We start from the raw sequence: 20,599 nt of genomic DNA, 5'->3' as shown, positions 1-20,599 counted from the left end.
GCAGCTACAGTTAAGGACGGGAGGGGCGGGGGTTGCAGGTGGTAGGGCAATCTGGCAAAGGACTTTGCTTGGGTATGCTGCTCCTTGGGGCTGGGCTGATGCCAGCATGGCCGGCCTGGGCCCATTCGACCCAAGCGGGCCGCAAGGAAGCAGATCCGCGGCCAACCGCGCTCTCAGGCGTTTTAGATCTGGGGCTGGATAGCCAAATTGTGGAGGATAGCCCCGTGTTGCGCCGCTGGCTGCAAAGTCCGCCCAATCTCCTGGAAGAAATCCGCAATACTCCCGTCTTGCCCACCCGTTTGCAGGCGGGTTTCGAGTCGGCTTCTGAGTGGCGAATCAGCCTGCAGGACTTGCGCCTGGGAGATCGCCTCACCCTCAGCGGCGACTATCGCCAATCTTCTGAGAACCCAGAAATCCGCCAGTACGGGTCAGAGGTGCGCTACTTTCTCGCCCCTATGGGCTCCCGCTTGAACCTGGCCCCCCAACTGGGCTATCGAGCCTTGGAAGAAAAAAACCGCCGCCTCAGCGGGGTGAGCTATGGGGCCTTTGTTGTTTTGGCCCTGGCTCCCGGAGCCGCCGACTTGACTGGCAGCTACACTTGGGTGGCCCCGCAGGAGCCGGAAGAAGGACAGGCCACCCTAGCGGAGATCACCGCCGCCTACGCCATTAGCCCTTCCCTTCGTCTTGCTGCCCGCTACAGCCTGCGCCACTCCACCTTGGCGCGGGAATCCAGCTTTGGCGTTGGCCTGGAGTGGATCCCCTAGAGGCGCACTGCCTGCACAAAAGCCACCCAGCCGAAGCTGAGATAGCGCTCCAAGCGCAACCCCACCTGGGCAAAGTGCCAGCGCAACTGGTCTGCGGAGAAAAAGCGAAGGCCGGTCGCCTCCAGCAACTGCTGCACCCTCTGCCCCCATCCCTGCACCTGCTGGCTGTGCATCGAGACAAACACCCCTCCCGGTTTCAAAACACGGGCCACTTCCCGCAGACAGGGATCCAACGGCACCTCGTTCAGGGTGGCGCCGCTGATCACCGCCCCAAAGGCTCCAGAGGCCAGGGGAAGCTGCTCCGCCCGGGCTCGCACCAGGCTGTAGCGCTGCCAGTGGGGCTGGGCCTGCTGGGCCGCCTCCGCCAGCACTCCCGTCGCGTTGTCTAGGCCGATCACCGTCCGCTGCGGATCCCTGGCCAAGAGGAGGCGGCTCCAGTACCCCCCTGCCGTGCCCAAATCCAAGACGGGATCTGCCTCCCCCACCAGTTCCGCCAGCAATTGGCCTTCCCGCTCGCTGCCGAAACGCTCCCCCGACAACAGCGACAGCGCCCAAGGCCGCCAGAGGCGATCGTAGCCCCAGGCAAACCCGGGCAGATGGGCAATGGCCTGAGCGGGAGTGAGCGGCAAGTCCCGCGCGGCGGCCAAAAAATCCACCGCTCCAAAGGCGGTGATGGGGTAGATCTGGCCGCAACGGGGACAGTAAACCCGATCCGCCGCGGCTCCCGGCTCACGTCCCGGTGGCAGGTTCAGCCCTTCCTGACCACAGCTCAGACAGCGGTAGAGGTGAACCGGCAAGGCAGAGAGAGAAGAGAGCATGACACAACCTGACGACAGCCGCAAAACAAAAGGGCAGTTGCCGGGCGCCGGCCCCAACAACCACCCTCCCAGGTTAATCAATCCCGCAGCGAGAGGAGATCCCTCAAGCCGTCTTCGGGCTGGGCAAGCCGATCTTCTCGGGGATGGGCACGTATTCTGCCACAATGGCCCGAAACTCGTCCCCATCTAGGGTTTCCCGTTCCACCAGGGTGTCGGCCAGGCGATCCAGCAGCGCCCGGTGCTCCAGCAGGATTTGCTTCGCTCTTTGGTAGCAGCTCTCCAGGATTTGCCGCACCTGCCGGTCGATCTTGGCGGCCACATCTTCGGAGTACTCGACGCGGTTCATCCAGCCGCCGCCCAAAAAGATTTCGTTGTTGGGCGGATCCCACATCAGGGGCCCCAGCTCGGACATGCCAAAGCGGGTCACCATTTGCCGCACCAGGTTGGTGTTTTGCTGCAGGTCGTTGCTGGCCCCCGTCGTCACTTCCGAGTAGCCAAAGACGATCTCCTCCGCCGCCCGACCGCCAAAACCGACCACCACCCGATCCAACAGCCAGGCGCGGCTGTACATGCCGGAGTCGATCTGCTCCTCGTTGGGCAGTTGCTGGGCAAAGCCGCCGGCACCTCCGGAACGGGGGATGATCGTTACCTTGTTCAAGGGATCCGCATGGGGCAAGAGGGTCATCAACAGAGCATGGCCGCACTCGTGGTAGGCGATGAGGCGCTTGCTTTTGCCGTCTAATAGCGGCGGCTTGGTCAGGCCAATGGTGATGCGGTCGATGGCGTCGTCGATGTCCTGGTTGGTGATGGCTTTGTGCTGACGGCGGGCCGCCAGGATGGCCGCCTCGTTGAGCAGGTTGGCCAGATCGGCGCCGGCAAAGCCAGGGGTGCGGCGGGCAATGGCCTCCAGGCTGACCTCTTCTGCCAGCTTCTTGTTGCGGGCATGCACGCGCAAGATCTCGTAGCGCCCCTTGAAGCTGGGCCGATCCACGGTGATCTGGCGGTCGAAGCGTCCAGGCCGTAGGAGCGCCGCATCCAGCACATCCGGGCGGTTGGTTGCGGCAATAACAATTACCCCTGAGTTGCCCTCAAACCCATCCATTTCCGTAAGCAACTGGTTCAGGGTTTGCTCGCGCTCGTCGTTGCCGCCGCCAATGCCCGCTCCCCGCTGCCGGCCCACCGCGTCGATCTCGTCGATGAAGACGATGCAGGGAGCATTCTCCTTGGCCTTCTTAAAGAGATCCCGCACCCGCGAGGCCCCCACGCCGACGAACATCTCCACGAACTCGGAGCCAGAGAGGCTGAAAAAAGGCACTCCCGCCTCGCCAGCAATGGCTTTGGCCAAGAGGGTCTTACCCGTCCCCGGCGGCCCCACCAACAGCACGCCTTTGGGGATCTTGGCCCCTACGGCAGTGAAGCGCTCCGGCTTCTTCAGGAAGGTAACCACCTCTTGCAGCTCTTCTTTGGCCTCCTCGATCCCGGCTACATCGTCAAACTTGACGCCGGTTTTGGCTTCCATCTGGAAGCGGGCCCGCGACTTGCCGAAGTTCATCGCCTGTCCAGGACCGCCTGCTCCTCCGCCAGCGCGGCGCAGGAACAAGAACAACCCCCCCAGCAGCAGCACCGGGATGACCAGGTTGCCCAAGATCGCCCAGAAGGCGCTGCCATCGCGGGTGGGCACTACAGCCACCTCGATCCCCTGCTCGGTGAGGCGATCCACCAGTTGCGGCACGGTGTTGGGCAGCAGGTTGACCCGGTAGCGGGTGGAATGCTGCGTTTGTGGGTCAACAGCCGTCACTTCGGCTACCAGGTTGTTATCGAGGAGGCGCACATCGGTAACGCGACCCTCCTCGACATAGCGCAAGAAGCGGTCATAGGTGAGGGCAGAGGCCAGAGCGGCGTGGGCAGGAGCTAGGCCGGATCCCTGCCAGAGACAAAAGCCCAGCAGGAGGGCGATCAGCCAGCGCTGGGGAGATAGAGGCTTGTTCATAGGGAAGAGAACGCTCGGTTATTAAAAGTCCTTTAACAAACTTAACCTGTCCCTCCTGGAAGGCACAACCCTACCCCCGCAAGGATGAGCTCCTGAGGGATCCCTGCCCCATCCGATGCCCGCCACAAGCCTGCAGTTAGGCCGAGCCGGGGGATCCCAGACCATCCAGCCCATAGACGCGCCGCCACATAGAGTCGGCCAGAGCGGCGGGCAGCAACCGCATCAGCCCCAGCGCCAGCTTGCCGCCCGTAAAAGCGGTGTAGCGGTCGGAAGGGTGGGGATCCGTCATGGCTCTCAGGATCGGCTCCACCACCTTCTCCACCGGCCAGGCCATTTTGTGGAACGAGCTGGCCAGCTCGGCAGCCTTGTCCAAGATCGCTTTGTAGGGGCCGTTGGGATTGACAACAGCAGCAAAGGTCTCTTCGGCCACGCGGCCAAACTCGGTGGCCACCGGCCCTGGCTCGATCACGATAACCTTGATGCCAAAAGGGGCCACTTCCACCCGCAGGGCGTCGCTGAGGGCCTCCACGGCGAACTTGGTGGCGCTGTAAACCCCACTGAAAGGCATCGACATCTGGCCGGCCACGGAGCTGAGGTTGAGGATGCGGCCGCTGCCCCGCTCCCGCATTTGGGGCAAGAGGGCGCGGGTGAGGGCGTGCAGACCAAACACATTCACCTCGAACTGCCGCCGCATCGCCGCCACATCCACCTCTTCCACCGGTCCCATTTGGCCGTAGCCGGCGTTGTTCACCAGGATGTCCACCCGGCCAAAGCGATCCAGGGCCTTTTGGGCCAGCGCCTCCACCTGGGCTGTATCGGCCATGTCGGTGGGCACCACCAGCGCTTCTGTCCCCTGCTTCTCCACCAAGTCCTTGACGTTTTGTAGCAGCTCCTCCCGGCGGGCCGCCAGCACCAAGCGGGCCCCGCGTTTGGCCGCTTCCAGGGCGACGGCCTTGCCAATGCCGGCAGAAGCGCCGGTAATCAGCACCACCTGATTGGCTAGTGAAAGCATGGCTTTCCTCTCTGCAAACTTTCTTCATCCTAGAGGGACTTCCGGGATCCCTGGAAAGAGGCAGCCTCGCTCCTTGGGCTGCGGTGCTGGGCCGCTGTTTCTAACTCAAGGGGTGCTCTGCCAGATGGATGGATCCCTGCGGCCCAGAAGCTGCTCAGACGGTTTTTCGCGCCCAAATTGCAGGGGGGGTTGGGAAAAGCGGTATGATCGATGGACAACTTGCTGGGACAAACTCCCTCGCTCGAGTGTACGCCTAGTCTAATGTCCTTGCCACAGGTACGAGGTGCAGTGACCGTAAGATATTTCCGCAGGCGGGCTAGCCGAGGCCGATCTTCCTTGCCGGAGGAGCGCTGGGCTCTCGCCGAGGCCTGCTTGGATCGATTGCTCAGAGTGGCGGAAGCCAACCTAAGGGCCAATTCCGAGCTGCGCCAACAGCAGCAGGAGCAGCAACGCCAACTGGAGGCCGAGCGGCGCCACAGCGAAGCCCTGCGCGATGCCACCGCCGATTTGCGCACCAGCGTCATGGAGTTGCGAGAGGGGCAAGCCCTTTGGCAAAACCAGGTGGACGAGCTGCGTACCTGTTTGCGAGAGTTGCTCAAGGAACAGAGCGAGCTGGTGCAGATCATCGCCCAGCAGCAGCACATCCTGAAGGACTGTAAGGAAGTCATCCGCGCCATTTTGGAGCAAATGCGGGATGACCACCGGGACTTCCGCTCCGCCATCGGCATTTTGCTGGAGGAACTGCACCAAACTGTGCGCTGCCTGGTTCTTAAGTCAGGTGGCACTCTCCCTAAGCCTGTCCGCCATCCCGAAGCGCCGGATCCCGGCTCCCAGCCGCCTGATTCTGCCTCGCCTGGGGATGGCTCTCTGTCCTAGCGATCCAGACTTCTGCTTTCCCCCAAAAGCTCCAGAGCTATCCAATCCCGCCCTCCGGCAGCCACTGCGGCCAAAACAGGCGCAACTCCCTAACCTGCTCCCCCTTGACCAACAGGGATCCGCCGCCGGACCGGCCTTGCAGGGGAATTTCCTCAGGAGAGAAGGAGTGTACCCGCTCGGACTCCGCGATCACATCCACTTGCAGATGGGGGTGCGCCGCCAGATCGGGGGGAAAACCCACCAAGCCCACCAAGCCATCCCCTTTGTTGGAGAAGTGAAAGGCCGACACGCCCACTTTACCCTGCTCCAGGATGGGGATCTCGCCCAGGGGTAGCCGCTTCAAATACCCCGACCGGCTGGCCAAAACTAAGATCCCTTGCGGGGGCAGCAGCGCCATACCGACGATCTGTTCTGTGCGCCCCAAACGTAGAGCTGGGGATCCCATAGCTGCCCGACCCATCAAGGGGATCTGTTCGGCGTCCAGCCGCAGCACCCGCCCGCCGGAGGTGGCCAGGACAACGCTGTAGCCTTGGTGGCCGGGATGCCAAAGGGCCGCCCAGCCCAGCTCGTCTCCTTCTTTGAGCTTCAAGACGGCGGCTCCCCGTTGGCTGAGGCCCACCAGCTCCGCCAAGGCCACCCGCTTGATCCGCCCCTGCCGGCTGAGCACCACCAAGCTGGCCTCGCCGGGAGAGTGCTCCGCACCGCTGACGCGAACGGGATCCAACGGGAAGGCGGCAACAATCGGCTCGGGGTTGGGGAGAAGGGTGACCAGAGGCACCCCCCGCGAGGAGCCGGTGCTGAGGGGGATCCCTTCGATGGGCACGGTGAAAGCCCTGCCGCTGGCGGTGAGCACCAAGATTGCCTGCTCTGGGGTCACGCATTCCAGGCTGACCAGGGTATCTTCTCCCAATTCCCGCTGCGCCGGGTTGCTGCGGGAGCGAGGCCCAGGCAGAGGCAGGCGGCGCACGTAGCCTTTGCGGGTGAGTTGCAGCAGAAAGCGGCTGTCTTCGCCGGCTTCGCCGCCGGGGATCTGGGCCGCCTCCGCTTCCAGTTCCGAGGCCGAGAGAATCTGGGTGCGCCGGGGATCCGCAAAGGTTTTTTTCAAGTGTCGCAGCTCTTTTTTCAGGTAATTCAAGAGCTTGCGGCGATCTTGCAGCAGTCCCTGCAGCTCGGCGATGCGGGCCTGCAGCTCGGCTTGCTCTTGATAGAGGCGCTCCCGCTCCAAGGTTGTCAGGCGGCGCAGGGGCATGGCCAAGATCGTCTCCGCCTGCTGGGAGGTGCAGCCCAAGCGGGTTTGCAGCTGGGCTTTGGCCGTGGCGCTATCGGGCGCTTGCCGCAGCAGGTCGATTACCCCTTCCAGATCGGCCAGGGCCAGCACCATCCCCGCCACCTCTTCGGCTTTGCGCTGTACCTGCTGCAGTTCGGCGCGAAACATCCGCTTGAGAGTGGCCTCGCGAAATTGCAAAAAGTGCTGCAAAATCTGCTTCAAGCTGAGCTGCTGGGGTTTTCCCTCCACCAAGGCCAACAGGATCACCCCAAAGGTGCTCTGCAAGGGGGTGAGCTTGTACAACTGCTGCAAAACCGCCTGCGGGTTGGCCTCCCGCTTCAGCTCCACCACCACGCGCATGCCGCTGCGATCCGACTCATCCCGCAAATCTGCGATGCCGCTGAGACGGTCTTGGGCGACCAGCTCGGCCACCTTCTCGAGCCAGGCAGCCTTGTTCACCTGATAGGGAAACTCGCTGATGATCAGGGCGGGCCGGCGGTGGCGTCCTCTGCCCGGCTGGATCTCCTCAAAGCGGGCCACTCCCCGCAGGGTGATGGAGCCGCGGCCGGTGAGGTAGGCCTCGCGGATCCCCTGGCCATCGACAATTTGGCCGCCGGTGGGAAAGTCCGGCCCCGGGATCCAGCGCAACAGCTCCTCAGGGCTGAGATCGGGCTCGTCGATCAAAGCCAGCAGGCCGTCCACCACTTCCCCCAGGTTGTGGGGCGGGATGTTGGTGGCCATGCCCACGGCAATGCCAGCAGAGCCGTTGAGCAGCAAGATGGGCAGGCGGGCCGGCAGGACGGTGGGCTCCGCCTGGGAGCCGTCGAAATTGGGCATAAAGTCCACAATTGCTTCGGAGATCCCCTGCAGAAGGGCTGTGTGGCTCAGCTCCGCCAGCCGACACTCCGTGTAGCGCATGGCCGCCGGCGGGTCGTCGTCCACCGAGCCGAAGTTGCCGTGCCCCGCCACCAGGGGGTAGCGGCTGGAAAAGTCTTGTGCCATGCGCACCAGCGCGTCATAGACCGCCTGATCCCCGTGGGGGTGATATTTCCCCAGCACGTCCCCCACGACGCGCGCGCACTTGCGGTAGGGGCGATCCGGCGTCAGGCCCAGCTCGTGCATGGCGTAGAGGATGCGGCGATGCACCGGCTTGAGGCCATCCCGCACATCCGGCAAGGCCCGCCCCACGATCACGCTCATGGCATATTCCAGGTAGGAGCGCTGCATCTCCCCCTGCAAATCGGTTACGATTACTCGCCCTAGACGGGATCCCCCACCCGATCCAGATCCCAGTCCGTCGAGAGTCAGTTGCTGAGTCATGGCTCATTAGGAGCGGAACGCTTTCCAGGTTACTGTAGCCGTTTCCGCAGCTTTTGCGACCCCACCCAGCCGCTGCCGTTTTTGAAACGGGGGAGTGGGGTGGCGGCTCCGCCGTGCTATTTGACACTCCCACCGCCTAAAGGCAGGGGATTCTTACGCAGTTCAACAACGACCTCGTAAAGGCGCTGTCAAGACGCCCCCAGACAGTTCCTCGAGGCAAAGCCCCAAGGTTCTGCTTACTCTTCTGATGGCGTCAGCGGGACGAAGTCTTTGCAGGTTGGCTGAGATGTTCGGACGCTTGCCACCGGTCGGTGCTCGCCTGGGAACGGTACGCCTTGGTGGCAACTCTTGGCGAGCCACTAAAGTTGCTTACGGGCTTTTCCGCCCTGCCCTCAAGTGCAGGGCTACCAAGCTATCCTTCTCTGTAGTCGGGGTGGATCTGGGTGCAATCATGGCCGGGAACTCCATTCGTTTTGGCACTGACGGCTGGCGAGCCGTGATCGCCGATGGCTTTACCTTCCAGAACTTGGGCATTGCCGCCCAAGCCAGCGCCCAGGTGCTGGCCCGCACCTATCCTGGGGCAGGGATCCTGATCGGCTACGACAACCGCTTTCTCTCAGAAAAATTTGCTGCCCACGCTGCCGAGGTGGTGGCGCGGCTGGGGATCCCGGTTTATCTCTCTGCCTGTGTGGCCCCGACACCGGCCTTTAGCTGGGCGGCCAAAGAGCGCGGCTGCCACGGCGCCTTGGTGATCACCGCCAGCCACAACCCGCCCCACTATTCCGGCCTCAAGGTCAAAGGCGGATTTGGCGGCTCCGTGCCGCCGGAGGTTACCGCCGCCATCGAGCAGGAGCTGCACCACCTGCAACCTCTCGCATCCAACCCAGCCCCCATCGAAACCTGGGATCCCTGGCCCGGCTACCTGGCTCAGCTCAGCCGCTTTGTGGATCTGGAGAAGCTCAAAGGATCCCCGGCCAAGATCTGGGTGGATGTCATGTTTGGCTCTGGCGCCGGGGGCCTCAGCCGCCTGTTGGGGGAGAAGGTGATCGAATTGCAGGCACGTCGGGATCCCTTGTTTGGCGGGTTCCCACCGGAGCCGCTGCCGCAAAACCTGCAGACCTCTGCCCAGATCATCGCAGCGGATCCCGCCCCGTTAAAGATGGGTCTGGTCTTCGATGGCGATGCCGACCGCATTGCTGCCCTCGATGGGCAAGGCCATTTTCTCAGCCCGCAGATCCTCATTCCCATCTTGATCGACCACTTGGCGGGGCGGCGCGGCCTGCGGGGCGAGATCGTCAAAACCATCAGCGGCTCGGAGCTATTCGTGAAGGTGGCCGAGCGCTATGGCCTGCCAGTTACGGAAACGCCGGTGGGCTTTAAGTACATCGCCGAGCGCATGCTGAGCACACCGGTGTTGCTGGGGGGAGAAGAATCGGGCGGCATCGGCTATCTGGGCCACATCCCCGAGCGGGATGCCCTCCTCTCTGCCCTGTACTTGATCGAAGCCGTCACCGAAACCGGGCAAGATCTGAGCGCCCTTTACCGAGCTTTGCAAGAACGGGAAGGGTTCACCTCAGTTTACCTACGCCGCGACCTGCACCTGGCGGATCAAGGTCAACAAACCCGGCTCTTCCAGCAGCTACAGACGGATCCCCCCCTTGAGATCCTGGGGCAAAAGGTAATCAAGCATTTCGATCGCGACGGCCACAAGTTTAGCCTTGCCGACGGCAGTTGGGTGATGATCCGGGGCAGCGGCACCGAACCTCTGCTGAGGCTCTACTCGGAAGCCAGAACCTCAGAAGAAGTGAACCGTCTTCTCGATTGGGCAGCTGGGCTGCTCAGCAAGATTGCTTAGGGCTACAGAAGGACGCCCACGGCCCCTAGCTTGCTTGTGCGCGATAGCAGTTCAGAGCTCAAGCAGTTGCCTCGGCTGTCTTGGCCTTGGCTTGGTCAAAAGTGCCTGGCGGCTCGTACAGAAACTCAAACAGGTTGCCATCGGGATCCTTGCCATAGAAGGAGGCAGTGCCATCCCGATGGCTGTGAATGGCCCCTACCGGGATCCCTGCGGCTTGCAAGCGCCGATGCTGCTCCTCCAGCTCCTCCCTGCTGCTGAAGACAAAGCCAAAGTGGGGCCCTGCCGCCCGGTAGCCCGGCCCCAAGAGTGCCAGCCCATCGTCTCCGGCTTTCATATAGGCCCAGTCGGGATCCTTCCAGACGTTGACCATCCCCAACTTTTCGTAGAACTCTACTGCCTTAGAGATGTCTTCTACGCGGACGGCAACATGTCCAAGTTGCTTCAGTGCCATGCTCTTCTCTCTCCTCCACAGAGACAACCGCAAGGGTTTCTCTATAACCCAGCATAGCTTGCAGAGAGAGCCCCTCCCCACTCCCCCGAGAGCAGGGATGGAACCAAGGTCGATTCCAACTTCGTTCGAGGCCCAGGGCAAGCTAATGCCTAAGCTGTTGGCTGCTTGGCCAAGAATCGCTCCAGCTCGCTCAACGCTTCTGCGTCCATTTTGGTCTGCATGGGGCAGAACTTCGGTCCACACATCGAGCAAAACTCCGCCGTTTTGTAGATATCTGCCGGCAAGGTCTCGTCGTGATATTCTCGCGCCCGCTCTGGGTCTAAAGACAACTCAAATTGTCGGTTCCAATCAAAGTTGTAGCGGGCTCTGGACATCTCGTCATCTCGATCCCTGGCCCCAGGACGGTGGCGGGCAATATCGGCAGCGTGGGCGGCAATTTTGTAGGCAATGAGGCCGTTGCGCACATCCTCGGCATTGGGCAAGCCCAGGTGTTCTTTGGGAGTTACGTAGCAGAGCATCGCCGCCCCGTACCAGCCGGCCAAGGCCGCCCCAATGGCAGAGCTGATGTGGTCGTAGCCAGCGGCAATATCGGTTACCAGCGGCCCCAAAACGTAGAAAGGAGCCTCGTCGCATTCCTCCATTTGCTTGCGCACGTTAAACTCAATTTGATCCATCGGCACGTGCCCTGGCCCTTCCACCATCACCTGCACATCGTGCTCCCAGGCCATGCGGGTCAACTGCCCCAGGGTTTTCAACTCCGCCATCTGGGCCTCGTCAGAAGCATCGTGCAGACATCCGGGCCGCAAAGCATCGCCCAGGCTAAAAGAAACATCGTATTTCTTGAAGATCTCGATGATGTCGCGGAAGTGGGTGTAGAGCGGGTTTTGCTTGTGGTGGGCCAACATCCAACGGGCCAGGATCCCACCTCCGCGAGAGACAATTCCTGTGAGACGGTTGCGCACCAATGGCAGATATTCGATGAGGATCCCGGCATGGATGGTCATGTAGTCCACCCCTTGCTGGGCCTGCTTTTCGATGATGTGCAAGATATCTTCTGCCGAGAGTTTTTCGACATTGCCATGGACACTTTCTAGAGCTTGGTAGATGGGCACCGTGCCGATGGGCACCGGAGAAGCTTGGATAATAGCCGTGCGAATTTCGTCCAAGTCGCCGCCGCCGGTGGACAGATCCATAACGGTATCGGCGCCGTATTTAATGGCCAATTTCAGCTTTTCCAGCTCTTCGGCTAATCCAGAGGAGCTGGGGGAGGCGCCAATATTAGCATTGACTTTGCAGCGGGAGGCGATCCCGATGCACATGGGCTCTAGGTTGGTGTGATTGATATTGGCAGGGATGATCATGCGGCCCCGCGCCACTTCTGAGCGGATCAGCTCCGGCGGTAGGTTCTCTCGCCGAGCCACGTAGTCCATCTCTTCGGTAATCACGCCCTGCCGGGCAAAGTGCATTTGCGTAACATTTGCTTGCCCACGACGGCGGGCAACCCATTCGCTGCGCATGGTGTCAACTCCGGTACTCGCTTTCCTACGCTGGTATGACCCAGATCAGGTTCTGAGGATGTAATCTCAGCCTGGGGGCAGCCCCCAGACACTCCTAGCGTGTTGTGATTCTATCACCGAAATTGGAACTGGATTGGAACTTTGGGATCGATATCAGAGTAGTTTGAGACAATGCCCTGGCGCGTCGCGCCGCTGACCCTTCCAGTCTCTCCCCTCACCCCCAGTCCCTTTCCGATAGGAGCAGCGATACGAGCAGTCTGCCCTGGGGAAGGTGCTGCAGCTAGGGGGCAAAAATATCATCAGAAGCATTAGATGCTGGCGAACCCTTCAGGCAGTGGCTTTTTTCTTTCTAAAACGGGCTTATCTGCCTTCAATAACCACTGTGCCTTGGCCGAAAGCTTTTTGAAAAAGGGATCCGAGAGGATACTTTTTTCTTCTAGCTGTGGGATCCACACATGTTGCCTCTTGGGATCGCTTTGGATCTCGATTTTGCTCGAAGTGAGCAAGTGATCAGTTAATCTCGCCGAGATCTCTGACCAGTCGATTTCCTGCCCTAAGTAGAAGCTATGTTGCTCAAGAACGCAACCGATAATCTTGCTTAGGAGATCGTCCTCTACGGGTTTGAAAAAGCAGTTGTCGTGAATGTAGATTTGGTGGACAACTCTATTTCCAAGCCTCTCTTGGTTGACAACAAGAAAGTCTTTGCCTTCAAATCGGATTTCTAATTCATAGGCGACGGCATCAGTTAGCAAATATTCAGTAAAATGTTTGGAAAAATTTTCTCGGCAAAGTTTCTGAATAGGAGACTGTTCTAGGCATCTTACACGATCCGATAGTCCTTCTAAATCTGGAGAGCAGGCCAGCAATAAAACATTATCCTGATACTCTCCATAAATCTTTGAATACCAGATCGCGCCGACGTTTTTAAATGGCTCTAAAATGACTCGCAAAGACACACTTGCGCCGCTGAGAGATAGGTTGGGGTAGCTAAGCTGGGTGAGCCGTTGCCGCGACCACCAGTCTTGAAGCTGCAGGTCGATCATGGGATCCCGCCCAGCCAGCGCCGCCAGCTCCACCAGGGATCCCCTCTCTTGCTGGCCCTGAACAGCTCGGCCACTTCTTCGCCGCTGGGCCGAGCCCTAAAGGTTTTGAGGACGCTGTAGAGGCCGGGCTCTTCCTGCTGCCACACGCTCCAGGGATCCGGGTAGGCGCGAAACAGGGCTCCTTCTACCAGCGAGCGCAGGTAGTAGCTGGTCTCAAAGGTGCTCAGGAAGCGTTGCCGCAGCCGGCGCCCGGCCAACCCCACCCCCACTGCGGCGGCATCCTGAAGTTGCGGGTTGAGGAGAACGACGGGCTTGGGATCCCGGCCTTTGGCCGCCAGCCCAGAGGGATCGCCGCCGCTCACCAACTGGCAAACCCGCTCCACCTGATCCAGGCTGTAAACCGCCGGCATCACGAACAGGACACTTTGTTCTGGCGTAGGTTGGGTGCGGGCAGTCAGGCTCTGCAGTTGGATCCCGTCGGGGAGGGATCCCCATTCCCGCTGGGCCAGGGCCGCTCCGCCGGCATCGCTGAACAACACCAAAGCCGGTGGCGGCACCAACTCCAAAAATGGACGAGCCAAGACTTCCGGCTTGATGTCGGGGGCCAGGATCTCGATGAGCAAGCGGCGGTATCCCGCTTGCAGGGCCAGGCGTGTGGCCTGGATGGCCTGCTCGCAGGCTTGGGCCAGATCGCCGGGCAGGTGGGGAAATTGGGTCAGTTGCAGTTGCTCGGCCACAGTCCAATCCAACTTAGATTTTAGATTCAATAAGATTCAAAAGACGCTCAGCCGGATAGGTCTTCCCAAGCTCTGTGGGTAAGCAGCTCCTCCAGCACCCGCACCCCCCGCAGTTGGTTGGAAAGGGGCAGGTGGCCCTTGGGAGCGGACAGATCCCAGGTGAACTCGTCGGGATAGCGAGTCCAGTGGTAGCCTTGCTTCCAGCCAATCAGCGGCCAGAGGCGCTCCCAGTTGCGGTTGACCCCCAGCCAGAGTTGCCGCTGCACCGAGTAGCCGAAGCGATCCCCGGAGGCCGCCCGCCACAGGCCATCGATGGTGCGCAGATCCTCTGCCGGGATCCGGCTCACCTCGGAAAAGTACAGCCAGCCCCGCCGCGCCGCCCCCTCCCCCGCCGCCCGGCACAGCAGTTGCAGGCTCAGCCGATCCGCTTCCAGCCAAGCTCCCGCCGCTAACAACTCCTGCAAAGGCCGGTAGTCGATGTTCAGGGCTGAAATCAGAGGGACTGTCACCATTGCCGTTGCAAAGGGTTTCTTTCGAATTCTAGTCCCTGTCGGCCAGCCCCTCAGCTTTCGGGCGGGTACTGGGGCGGATTCCCAAAGAGGATGCGATAGCCAATATAGGCCACCCCCAACAACCCCGCCAGGATCCACAGAAAGGCCGAAAAGGGTAGGTAAGAGAAAAAGACAACATAGACCCGGCGGCTGAGCCAAGAGAGGATGAGATAGACCGCCGCCAAAATGCTGATCCCTTGCAAGGTGCGGAAAGCCGGCACCCGCGAGAGGGGCATGCGCTGCCGTGCCACCCAGATGGAGCTAAGGAAATAGTAGGGAGGCACCAGCAACAAGAACATATCCGCCTGCTTGACCACCGCCTGCCAGCCGGCCGTGTTGGTGGCATAGGCCAAGTAACCGGCCCAGAGGACAAGGCTTGCCGCTGCTAAGCCAATGTTCAAGCTGAGCAAAAAAGGCTCTTCCCACTGCCCTGGGATCCAGTGGCAGAGAACCCAAACCAACCAAGGAGCTGCAAAGAGCAGGATGGCAATCGTTAAGCCGTTGGCGTTGAGCTGGGTAAAAAATGTTTCCAGGGTCATGACGGCTGAGGGGACGGGAGGTCACTTTCAAAAATAGTAGTGTAGTCCCATCCCTCACCAGAATCCGTAAGTAATACCCTGAAAAATTACAGCCAAAACATTGCATCCTCGCTGGGTCAGGGTTTCCGGGCGCGCGAAACGGGATCCTTTTGCTAGGGCACTACTGAGTACATCTGGAGGGATCCCGCAGGGCACCCACAAAGTGATAGGGGGGCAGGGACTCGCTCCAGTCCAATTGCCAGTGGGGGTGTGCTGCTACCCAGGTTTGGGCGAGCTGGGCTGCCGTTTCCCGTTCGGCAGGGGTGAGCAAGAAGTAAAGCCGCAGGACTTCTCCCGGCTGCGGATCCCCTCTTTGCACTGGCCAGGTAGAAGGCCAAAGCTGCTGCAGGGCCGCCAGCTCCTGTTCTTGCCGCTCTTGGGCCTGTCGTTGCTGGAGATAGGCTTGTTTGCGGGCCAACAGATAGGCTGTGCCGCTGGGAGCGGGTTGGGGATCCGGGGGGGGCTGGGGCGACAGTTTTCCTTTCAGGCAGTACTCGGCTCTTCCCCCGATGGCCGCGAGGGCCTGTTCGTACTCCGCCTGCTGGGCCAATAGGTGGGATCCCAGCTTTTCGGCTGAGAGAAAGCAGGTGCCAAAGCGCAGGGGCAGCAGCGGCATCTGGGCAAACAGCCGGCAGATCACCTGGTCGTGGCGCAGGGCAGAACGCAGCAGCACCTCATCCGAAGCCTGCAGCGACGCAGGATCCGGCATCGGCTCCACAGCAGCGGCAATTCGGCCTCCTGTGGGAGAAAACACCTGCAGCGGCCCGCGGATCCCTTGAGTTTGTTGAATGAAATGCCAAAGCGGCGCGTCTGGCATCGGCAAGAAGGCATAGGTGTAAAGGGGGCTGCCGGCGCTCTGTTCGCTGGGTTCCGGTAAAACTGGCATTGGCTCGGATCGAGGCGTAGACTTTTCCTCTCAGTCTAAGCAAACTTGCTGGCGCTTTTTGCCCTGGGGGGCTGCTACTGGCGACCTGAAGATGCGGTAGACTAACCTGGCAGGGTTTTTCAGGTCTGGGGTGTTCAGGGCCGCAAGGCTGCCGGGGGGTAGGTGGGATCCTCTCTCTCCGTGCCTCTACAGGTAAAACTATGACCAGCCGCTCAGACTTCAAACCCTTGGAAACCTTTCAAAAAGAAGAGATCGAACGCTTGCGGGATCTGCTTCCCGCTTCTCTCCGGGCCTTGATCCGCGTTGTCCCCCACTCGGGAGGTGAGGCCCTGTTGTTCTCCCGCCGCAAGGCCCCTTGGCAGCCGCAGGGCATCATTGCCATCGATTTTCGCCGCTGGCAAGGGATCCCGCAGCCGCAGCGGGATCTGTTGTTTTTGCGGGAGGTGGGCTGGTTCGACAACCGCAACTGGCTACAGCCGGGGTTTTACCAGTCGCTGGCCTTGCTTGGTGGCATCACCACCGTGGCAGAGCTCTCTTTGCAGCACCCGTTTTCTGCCCTGTTGGCGGGGGGCATCACGGCGCTCTCGGTGCGGCAGATCTGGCAAAACCTGAATCGGGAGAGCGCCCATTTCGATGCCGACGAGTTTGCCTTGCGCCGCGCCCAGTTCCGCGGCTACACCCGCCAAGAGGCAGCCCAACACCTAGCAGATGCCCTGGAGCAGGTTCTCAAGCTGGATCCCACCGATATCCTGACGGCACTGCGGCTGCAGCGGCTGAGAACCATCGCCCGCAACCTCACCCCCTCACCTGGGAGCTCCTGAGCACAGGTGCACCTGGGTGATGGCGATCCGACCGGAGAAGCAGATATCGGTATCGGTCTGGGGATCGCGGGCTCGCTCTGCGTAGCGCCCCTGGTAGCGAAACCACAGCGATGCCAAGCCTTCCCCCTCTGCTTCTACGGCGTAATCGAGTGGCAGCGGCTGCGTGCAGAGGGGGCAGTAAACTCGCTCCGGCAAAGGGGATCCCGGTGGCAGGTGGGGCAAGTTGACATTCCAGAAGGAGCCGGCTGGCAGGGGTTGTTCCATCAGCTCGGCCAGGATCTCCCGCGTCCACCGCTGGGCCTGCTCCCAATCGATGGGTTGGCTCCCTGCCCGATACTGGGAAATGGCGATCCCTCCGATCCCACGCAGCGCCGCCTCCCGCACCGCCGCCACCGTGCCGGACAAGTACACATCCGATCCCAGATTCCCTCCCTCGTTGATGCCAGAAAGCACCCAATCCACGGCAGGGGCGAGCTTAAACAGGGCCACCCGCACACAGTCGGCAGGGGATCCCTCGACGGCAAAGGTACGCTCGCCGCGGGCCCAGGCGCGAAAGGGCCGCCCCGTCGTTACCTGGTGGCTACAGCCGGAAATCGGCTGGTGGGGGGCCACAATCCAGCAGTTTTCCTCGGCAACGAGAGCGCTGAGGGCCAGTCTGAGGTGTGCCAGCCCCGCCGCCTCGATGCCATCATCGTTGGTCAGCAATACCTTCATCTGAATTCCTCTACCGGCAATTCCTGGGTTAGCCTAAATCGCAAATCTCCGTTGGGATCCAAATCTGGAGATCTGAAGTGCAAAGGCAAGGCGGATCCCGTTCTTCTTCTAACCTATCCCTAAGGGGTTGGCGTCTCCTGCGCCGCAGCCCTCGACCCATGACCATGAACTGATACCGGAGGATTGCCATGACCACACGGGTAGCCATCAACGGATTTGGCCGCATTGGCCGGTCGTTTTTGCGGGCGCTGCTCTCCCAGCCGGGGCGAGGGCTGGAGGTGGTGGCGGTTAATGATCTCACCGAGCCGGAGAACTTGGCCTACTTGCTGCAATTTGACTCCGCCTACGGGCGCCTGCCCCAGACGGTGAGCGTTGTGGATGGCCACCTGCAAGTCGGCAGCCACAAGATCCGGGTTCTGGCAGAACGGGATCCGGCGCAACTGCCCTGGAAAGACCTCGGGGTTGACCTGGTGATAGAGTCCACCGGCCTGTTTACCAAGCGGGAGGGGGCGGCCAAACACCTAGAAGCCGGCGCCAAGAAAGTGATCATCTCCGCTCCTGCCAAAGGCGCCGACCTGACGGTGGTGATGGGGGTTAACGACGACCAGTACGACCCAGAGCGGCACCATATCGTCTCCAACGCCTCCTGCACCACCAACTGTCTGGCGCCGCTGGCCAAGGTCTTGCTGGATCGCTTCGGCATCGAGACGGGCTTTCTCACCACCTGCCACGCTTACACCGCCACCCAGGCCATTGTGGATCGCCCGGATCCCAAGGACTATCGCCGGGGCCGCTCGGCGGCGGTGTCGATTGTGCCTTCCACCACTGGGGCAGCCACGGCAGTTGCCGAGGTTTTGCCTGCCCTGAAAGGGAAGATGGACGGCCTGGCGCTGCGGGTGCCCACCCTAACCGGCTCGATTGTGGACTTTGTCGTGCGCACCGAGCAGCCTATCACCAAAGAGGCGGTCAACCAAGCCTTTGTGGAGGCAGCAGAAGGGCCGATGCGCGGTATCCTGGCCATTGCCCCGCCGCACATTGTCTCGGCCGATATCATCGGCGATCCCCATTCTTCGATTGTGGATCTGGAGTCGACGATGACGCTGGGGGATCGCACGGTGAAGGTGCTCTCCTGGTACGACAACGAGTACGGCTATGCCTCGCGGCTGGTGGATCTGGCGGCGAAAATGGCGGCTGCGCTAAAGAGCTCAATCCCAGCCTAGGTCAGTGCGCTCCAGCCAGGAGCTATCCAGGGCAGCCAGCGCCTCAGCTGCGGCTATGCCGGTTTCGGGGTGGCGCCAATGGGGAGCAATCTCGCACAGCGGGGCCAGGACAAAAGGGCGCTCCATCATGCGAGGGTGGGGCAGGGTTAGCTCAGGGCTCTTCAGGATCCGGTTGCCCATTGCCAGCAGATCCAAGTCCAGGGTCCTGGCCTCCCAGCGGATGCGCCGCACTCGCCCTGCCTCCTGCTCGATGGCCAGCAGCGCCCTCAGCAACTCCAGGGGCGATTGGTAAGGGGGAAAGGGATCCAACGCCACCACAGCATTGAGGTAGTCGGGCTGGCCGGGTGGCCCCCCTTGGGCGGGGCTGCGGTAGAGGCTGGAGCGAGCCACCACCTGGCCCAACCTGAGCAACTTCTGCCCAGCCGAGCGCAATTGCTGCAGCGGATCCCCTAGGTTGCTGCCCAGGGCAATGTAGGCTAGGTCGGGCTGCATCGAGGGTTAGCTATTGGGAGAACGGTGGCGGACAATCTCCACGTAGACATCGTCGAACAAACCGGGCAGGGGGGCCTGTGGCTTGTGCACCCGCACCGTCAGGGCTTCCACCTGGGGATAGCTTTGCCACAGCCGCTCAGCAATCCGGTCTGCCAACGTCTCGATCAGCCGGTAGCGTCGCTGGGTTACCTCTTCCCGCACCGCCTCGTACACCTGGGCGTAGTCCACTGTGTGGGCCAGGTCATCCGCTTGGGGAACCCAACCAAGCTGCATCTCCACATCCACCACAAAGCGCCCTCCCAACACGGCCTCCTCAGGACGATAGCCGTGGTGGGCATGGAAGCTAAGACCCCGCAGCACCAGCCTAGTTGGGTTCATCGTGGAGACCTGCCCAGGCCGCCAGAGCCGAGACATGAGCAGGGACGTTGTGCGCCCGCACCAGGGTAGCGCCCCGGCTGGCGGCAAAGAGGTGCACGGCTACGCTGGCGCTATCCCGCTCTTTGGGCACAGCAATGCCGGCAAGCTGGCCAACAAAACTTTTGCGCGAGGCTCCCACCAGCACCGGGTAGCCATAGGCCACCAGCCGCGGCAGCGCTCTGAGGAGGGCAATGTTCTGCTCGGCGGTTTTGGCAAAGCCCAGGCCGGGATCCAAAACCACGCTGGGAACACCGGCTGCCAGGGCCCGTTCCGCTTGATCCTTGAGAAACCCAAAAACTTCTCCCTCAAGGTCGTCGTAGTCGGTGAGCTGCTGCATGGTGCGCGGCTCTCCCCGCATGTGCATGATGACCGCTGGCACCCCCTTCTCGGCACACACCTGCATCATCTGTGGATCCCGCAGCCCGGTGACATCGTTGATGATGTGTGCCCCCGCTGCCAGAGCAGCAGCAGCCACCTCTGTTCGCCGTGTATCGACGCTGAGGAGAATTCCGGATCCTTCTAGAGCCCGAATTACAGGCAAAACCCGGTCGCACTCCACCTCTACCGGCACCGGCTCCGCCCCCGGCCGGGTAGACTCGCCGCCGATATCCACAATCAGAGCTCCCGCTGCTGCCATGGCCTTGGCCGCTTGCACGGCTGCCTCCAAGGATCCCCACTGGCCGCCGTCGCTGAAGCTATCGGGGGTTACATTGAGTACCCCCATCACCGCCACACCCCGCCAGGAAAGGCAGTACCCCTCCGGTGTTTGTTCTGCCCCAGGCAGGGGACGGCGAGAGAGCAAGCTGGTAACGCCCATAACTCCTGCAAGCTAATTCGCTGTCAGAGCAGCCGCCCCAGATAGGACCAGCGCGTGCCTAGCTGAATTCTAGAAGTAGGGAAGCGCAGGGGGCAGTAATCTATACAGATCCCTCGCTCCGTTTGTTTTGGGGTATTGCTAGGTGTCTCCCGTGAAGGGGAGGAGTGGCTGCGTGGCGCGGGCCGCGGTTGTGTATCTGCCTTGGTATGACCCTCAGTTGGTTGAGTGAGTGAGGGGAAACGTCACCTGAGGTCGGCAAAAAGCCATACCTAGGAGGGATCCCCTGCCAGCCTAAGGCCAAGGAGTAGCCTTAGCTCGCAGAGGAACCCCTCCCGCTTGAGCTAAAACATGATGTCGTCTTCCGAACGACCCCAGATGCACCAGATGATGGAGGCAAAAATTGCTAGGTAAACCCAGGCCATCGGCCCGTATTGCAGCAGATCCATCAATACA

General features: G+C 61.4%; 20 protein-coding genes and 1 riboswitch. Of the genes, 5 read left to right on the top strand and 15 right to left on the bottom strand.

The window, feature by feature from the left end; genetic code table 11:
• Window positions 1–98 precede the first annotated feature (98 nt).
• A complete protein-coding gene (locus tag GG26_RS02965) occupies window positions 99–764 on the top strand; it encodes a hypothetical protein (RefSeq protein ID WP_206336916.1) in 666 nt (221 codons plus the stop codon).
• On the opposite strand, the gene GG26_RS02960 is transcribed toward GG26_RS02965, so the two are convergent.
• The 3 genes from GG26_RS02960 to GG26_RS02950 form a co-directional block, all read right to left on the bottom strand.
• Window positions 761–1,582 (bottom strand): class I SAM-dependent methyltransferase, encoded by an 822-nt coding sequence (locus tag GG26_RS02960; protein ID WP_099812651.1) that lies wholly within the window; start codon window positions 1,580–1,582, stop codon window positions 761–763. The two genes, GG26_RS02965 and GG26_RS02960, sit on opposite strands and share 4 nt — an antisense overlap.
• A 103-nt stretch (window positions 1,583–1,685) precedes the next feature.
• Window positions 1,686–3,572: an ATP-dependent zinc metalloprotease FtsH gene (ftsH, locus tag GG26_RS02955; RefSeq protein WP_414388805.1), complete on the bottom strand. Its 1,887-nt coding sequence runs from the start codon at window positions 3,570–3,572 to the stop codon at window positions 1,686–1,688.
• Window positions 3,573–3,708: 136 nt separating this feature from the next.
• A complete protein-coding gene (locus GG26_RS02950) occupies window positions 3,709–4,584 on the bottom strand; it encodes an SDR family NAD(P)-dependent oxidoreductase (protein ID WP_414388803.1) in 876 nt (291 codons plus the stop codon).
• 372 nt (window positions 4,585–4,956) lie between these two features.
• Between GG26_RS02950 and GG26_RS02945 the strand changes: the two genes are divergently transcribed.
• On the top strand, window positions 4,957–5,460 hold the full coding sequence (locus tag GG26_RS02945) for a hypothetical protein (protein ID WP_228375381.1): 504 nt from the start codon (window positions 4,957–4,959) through the stop codon (window positions 5,458–5,460).
• Window positions 5,461–5,497: 37 nt separating this feature from the next.
• On the opposite strand, the gene GG26_RS02940 is transcribed toward GG26_RS02945, so the two are convergent.
• Entirely contained in the window at window positions 5,498–8,047 is a 2,550-nt protein-coding gene (locus tag GG26_RS02940) for a DNA topoisomerase (ATP-hydrolyzing) subunit A (RefSeq protein ID WP_011428933.1), read from the bottom strand.
• 451 nt (window positions 8,048–8,498) lie between these two features.
• Here GG26_RS02940 and GG26_RS02935 point away from each other — a divergent pair, with 451 nt between their 5' ends.
• The gene (locus GG26_RS02935; RefSeq protein ID WP_099812648.1) at window positions 8,499–9,902 is read left to right on the top strand and encodes a phosphoglucomutase/phosphomannomutase family protein; all 1,404 of its coding nucleotides are present in this window, start codon (window positions 8,499–8,501) and stop codon (window positions 9,900–9,902) included.
• Window positions 9,903–9,960: 58 nt separating this feature from the next.
• Here the strand turns inward: GG26_RS02935 and GG26_RS02930 are convergent, their stop codons facing one another.
• The 7 genes from GG26_RS02930 to GG26_RS02900 all read right to left on the bottom strand — a co-directional run bounded on the left by GG26_RS02930 (window position 9,961) and on the right by GG26_RS02900 (window position 15,665).
• Entirely contained in the window at window positions 9,961–10,353 is a 393-nt protein-coding gene (locus GG26_RS02930) for a VOC family protein (protein ID WP_414388800.1), read from the bottom strand.
• A 149-nt stretch (window positions 10,354–10,502) separates the two neighbouring features.
• The gene (gene thiC / locus GG26_RS02925) at window positions 10,503–11,870 is read right to left on the bottom strand and encodes a phosphomethylpyrimidine synthase ThiC (protein ID WP_011428936.1); all 1,368 of its coding nucleotides are present in this window, start codon (window positions 11,868–11,870) and stop codon (window positions 10,503–10,505) included.
• Between the two features lie 5 nt (window positions 11,871–11,875).
• A riboswitch (TPP riboswitch) is annotated at window positions 11,876–11,976 on the bottom strand.
• A gap of 202 nt (window positions 11,977–12,178) precedes the next feature.
• Window positions 12,179–12,946, bottom strand: a complete 768-nt coding sequence (locus GG26_RS02920) for a hypothetical protein (RefSeq protein ID WP_414388798.1) — start codon at window positions 12,944–12,946, stop codon at window positions 12,179–12,181.
• A complete protein-coding gene (locus GG26_RS02915) occupies window positions 12,910–13,650 on the bottom strand; it encodes a DUF1995 family protein (protein WP_011428938.1) in 741 nt (246 codons plus the stop codon). Before GG26_RS02915 ends, GG26_RS02920 begins: the two co-directional genes overlap by 37 nt.
• Before the next feature lie 47 nt (window positions 13,651–13,697).
• On the bottom strand, window positions 13,698–14,162 hold the full coding sequence (locus tag GG26_RS02910) for a GUN4 domain-containing protein (RefSeq protein ID WP_011428939.1): 465 nt from the start codon (window positions 14,160–14,162) through the stop codon (window positions 13,698–13,700).
• A gap of 50 nt (window positions 14,163–14,212) precedes the next feature.
• Window positions 14,213–14,740 carry a hypothetical protein gene (locus GG26_RS02905; protein WP_011428940.1) on the bottom strand — a complete coding sequence of 176 codons (528 nt, stop codon included), beginning with the start codon at window positions 14,738–14,740 and terminating at the stop codon, window positions 14,213–14,215.
• 160 nt (window positions 14,741–14,900) lie between these two features.
• Complete coding sequence (locus tag GG26_RS02900; protein WP_099812645.1) at window positions 14,901–15,665, bottom strand: GvpL/GvpF family gas vesicle protein; 765 nt, start codon at window positions 15,663–15,665, stop codon at window positions 14,901–14,903.
• A gap of 200 nt (window positions 15,666–15,865) precedes the next feature.
• On the opposite strand from GG26_RS02900, the gene GG26_RS02895 reads away from it, so the two are divergent.
• Complete coding sequence (locus GG26_RS02895; RefSeq protein ID WP_011428942.1) at window positions 15,866–16,486, top strand: DUF3318 domain-containing protein; 621 nt, start codon at window positions 15,866–15,868, stop codon at window positions 16,484–16,486.
• Here GG26_RS02895 and surE read toward each other — a convergent pair.
• Window positions 16,469–17,200 carry a 5'/3'-nucleotidase SurE gene (gene surE / locus GG26_RS02890; RefSeq protein ID WP_011428943.1) on the bottom strand — a complete coding sequence of 244 codons (732 nt, stop codon included), beginning with the start codon at window positions 17,198–17,200 and terminating at the stop codon, window positions 16,469–16,471. The two genes, GG26_RS02895 and surE, sit on opposite strands and share 18 nt — an antisense overlap.
• A gap of 188 nt (window positions 17,201–17,388) precedes the next feature.
• Between surE and gap the strand changes: the two genes are divergently transcribed.
• Complete coding sequence (gene gap, locus GG26_RS02885; RefSeq protein ID WP_099884412.1) at window positions 17,389–18,420, top strand: type I glyceraldehyde-3-phosphate dehydrogenase; 1,032 nt, start codon at window positions 17,389–17,391, stop codon at window positions 18,418–18,420.
• Here the strand turns inward: gap and folK are convergent.
• Genes folK through folP form a run of 3 tightly spaced genes read right to left on the bottom strand, consistent with a single transcriptional unit; the run spans window position 18,406 to window position 20,146 of the window.
• Window positions 18,406–18,912, bottom strand: a complete 507-nt coding sequence (gene folK, locus GG26_RS02880) for a 2-amino-4-hydroxy-6-hydroxymethyldihydropteridine diphosphokinase (protein ID WP_011428945.1) — start codon at window positions 18,910–18,912, stop codon at window positions 18,406–18,408. The genes gap and folK overlap by 15 nt on opposite strands.
• Window positions 18,913–18,918: 6 nt before the next feature.
• Window positions 18,919–19,290, bottom strand: a complete 372-nt coding sequence (gene folB, locus GG26_RS02875; RefSeq protein WP_099884410.1) for a dihydroneopterin aldolase — start codon at window positions 19,288–19,290, stop codon at window positions 18,919–18,921.
• Window positions 19,277–20,146: a dihydropteroate synthase gene (gene folP, locus GG26_RS02870; RefSeq protein ID WP_414388793.1), complete on the bottom strand. Its 870-nt coding sequence runs from the start codon at window positions 20,144–20,146 to the stop codon at window positions 19,277–19,279. The genes folB and folP overlap by 14 nt, the downstream gene beginning before the upstream one ends.
• Window positions 20,147–20,599: the final 453 nt, after the last annotated feature.

The organism is Synechococcus sp. 'PEA 65AY6A-5F PE A', from assembly GCF_047462575.1.
In the GTDB taxonomy this organism is placed as follows: Bacteria; Cyanobacteriota; Cyanobacteriia; order Thermostichales; family Thermostichaceae; genus Thermostichus.
This window is presented reverse-complemented; position numbering and strand designations above follow the sequence as displayed.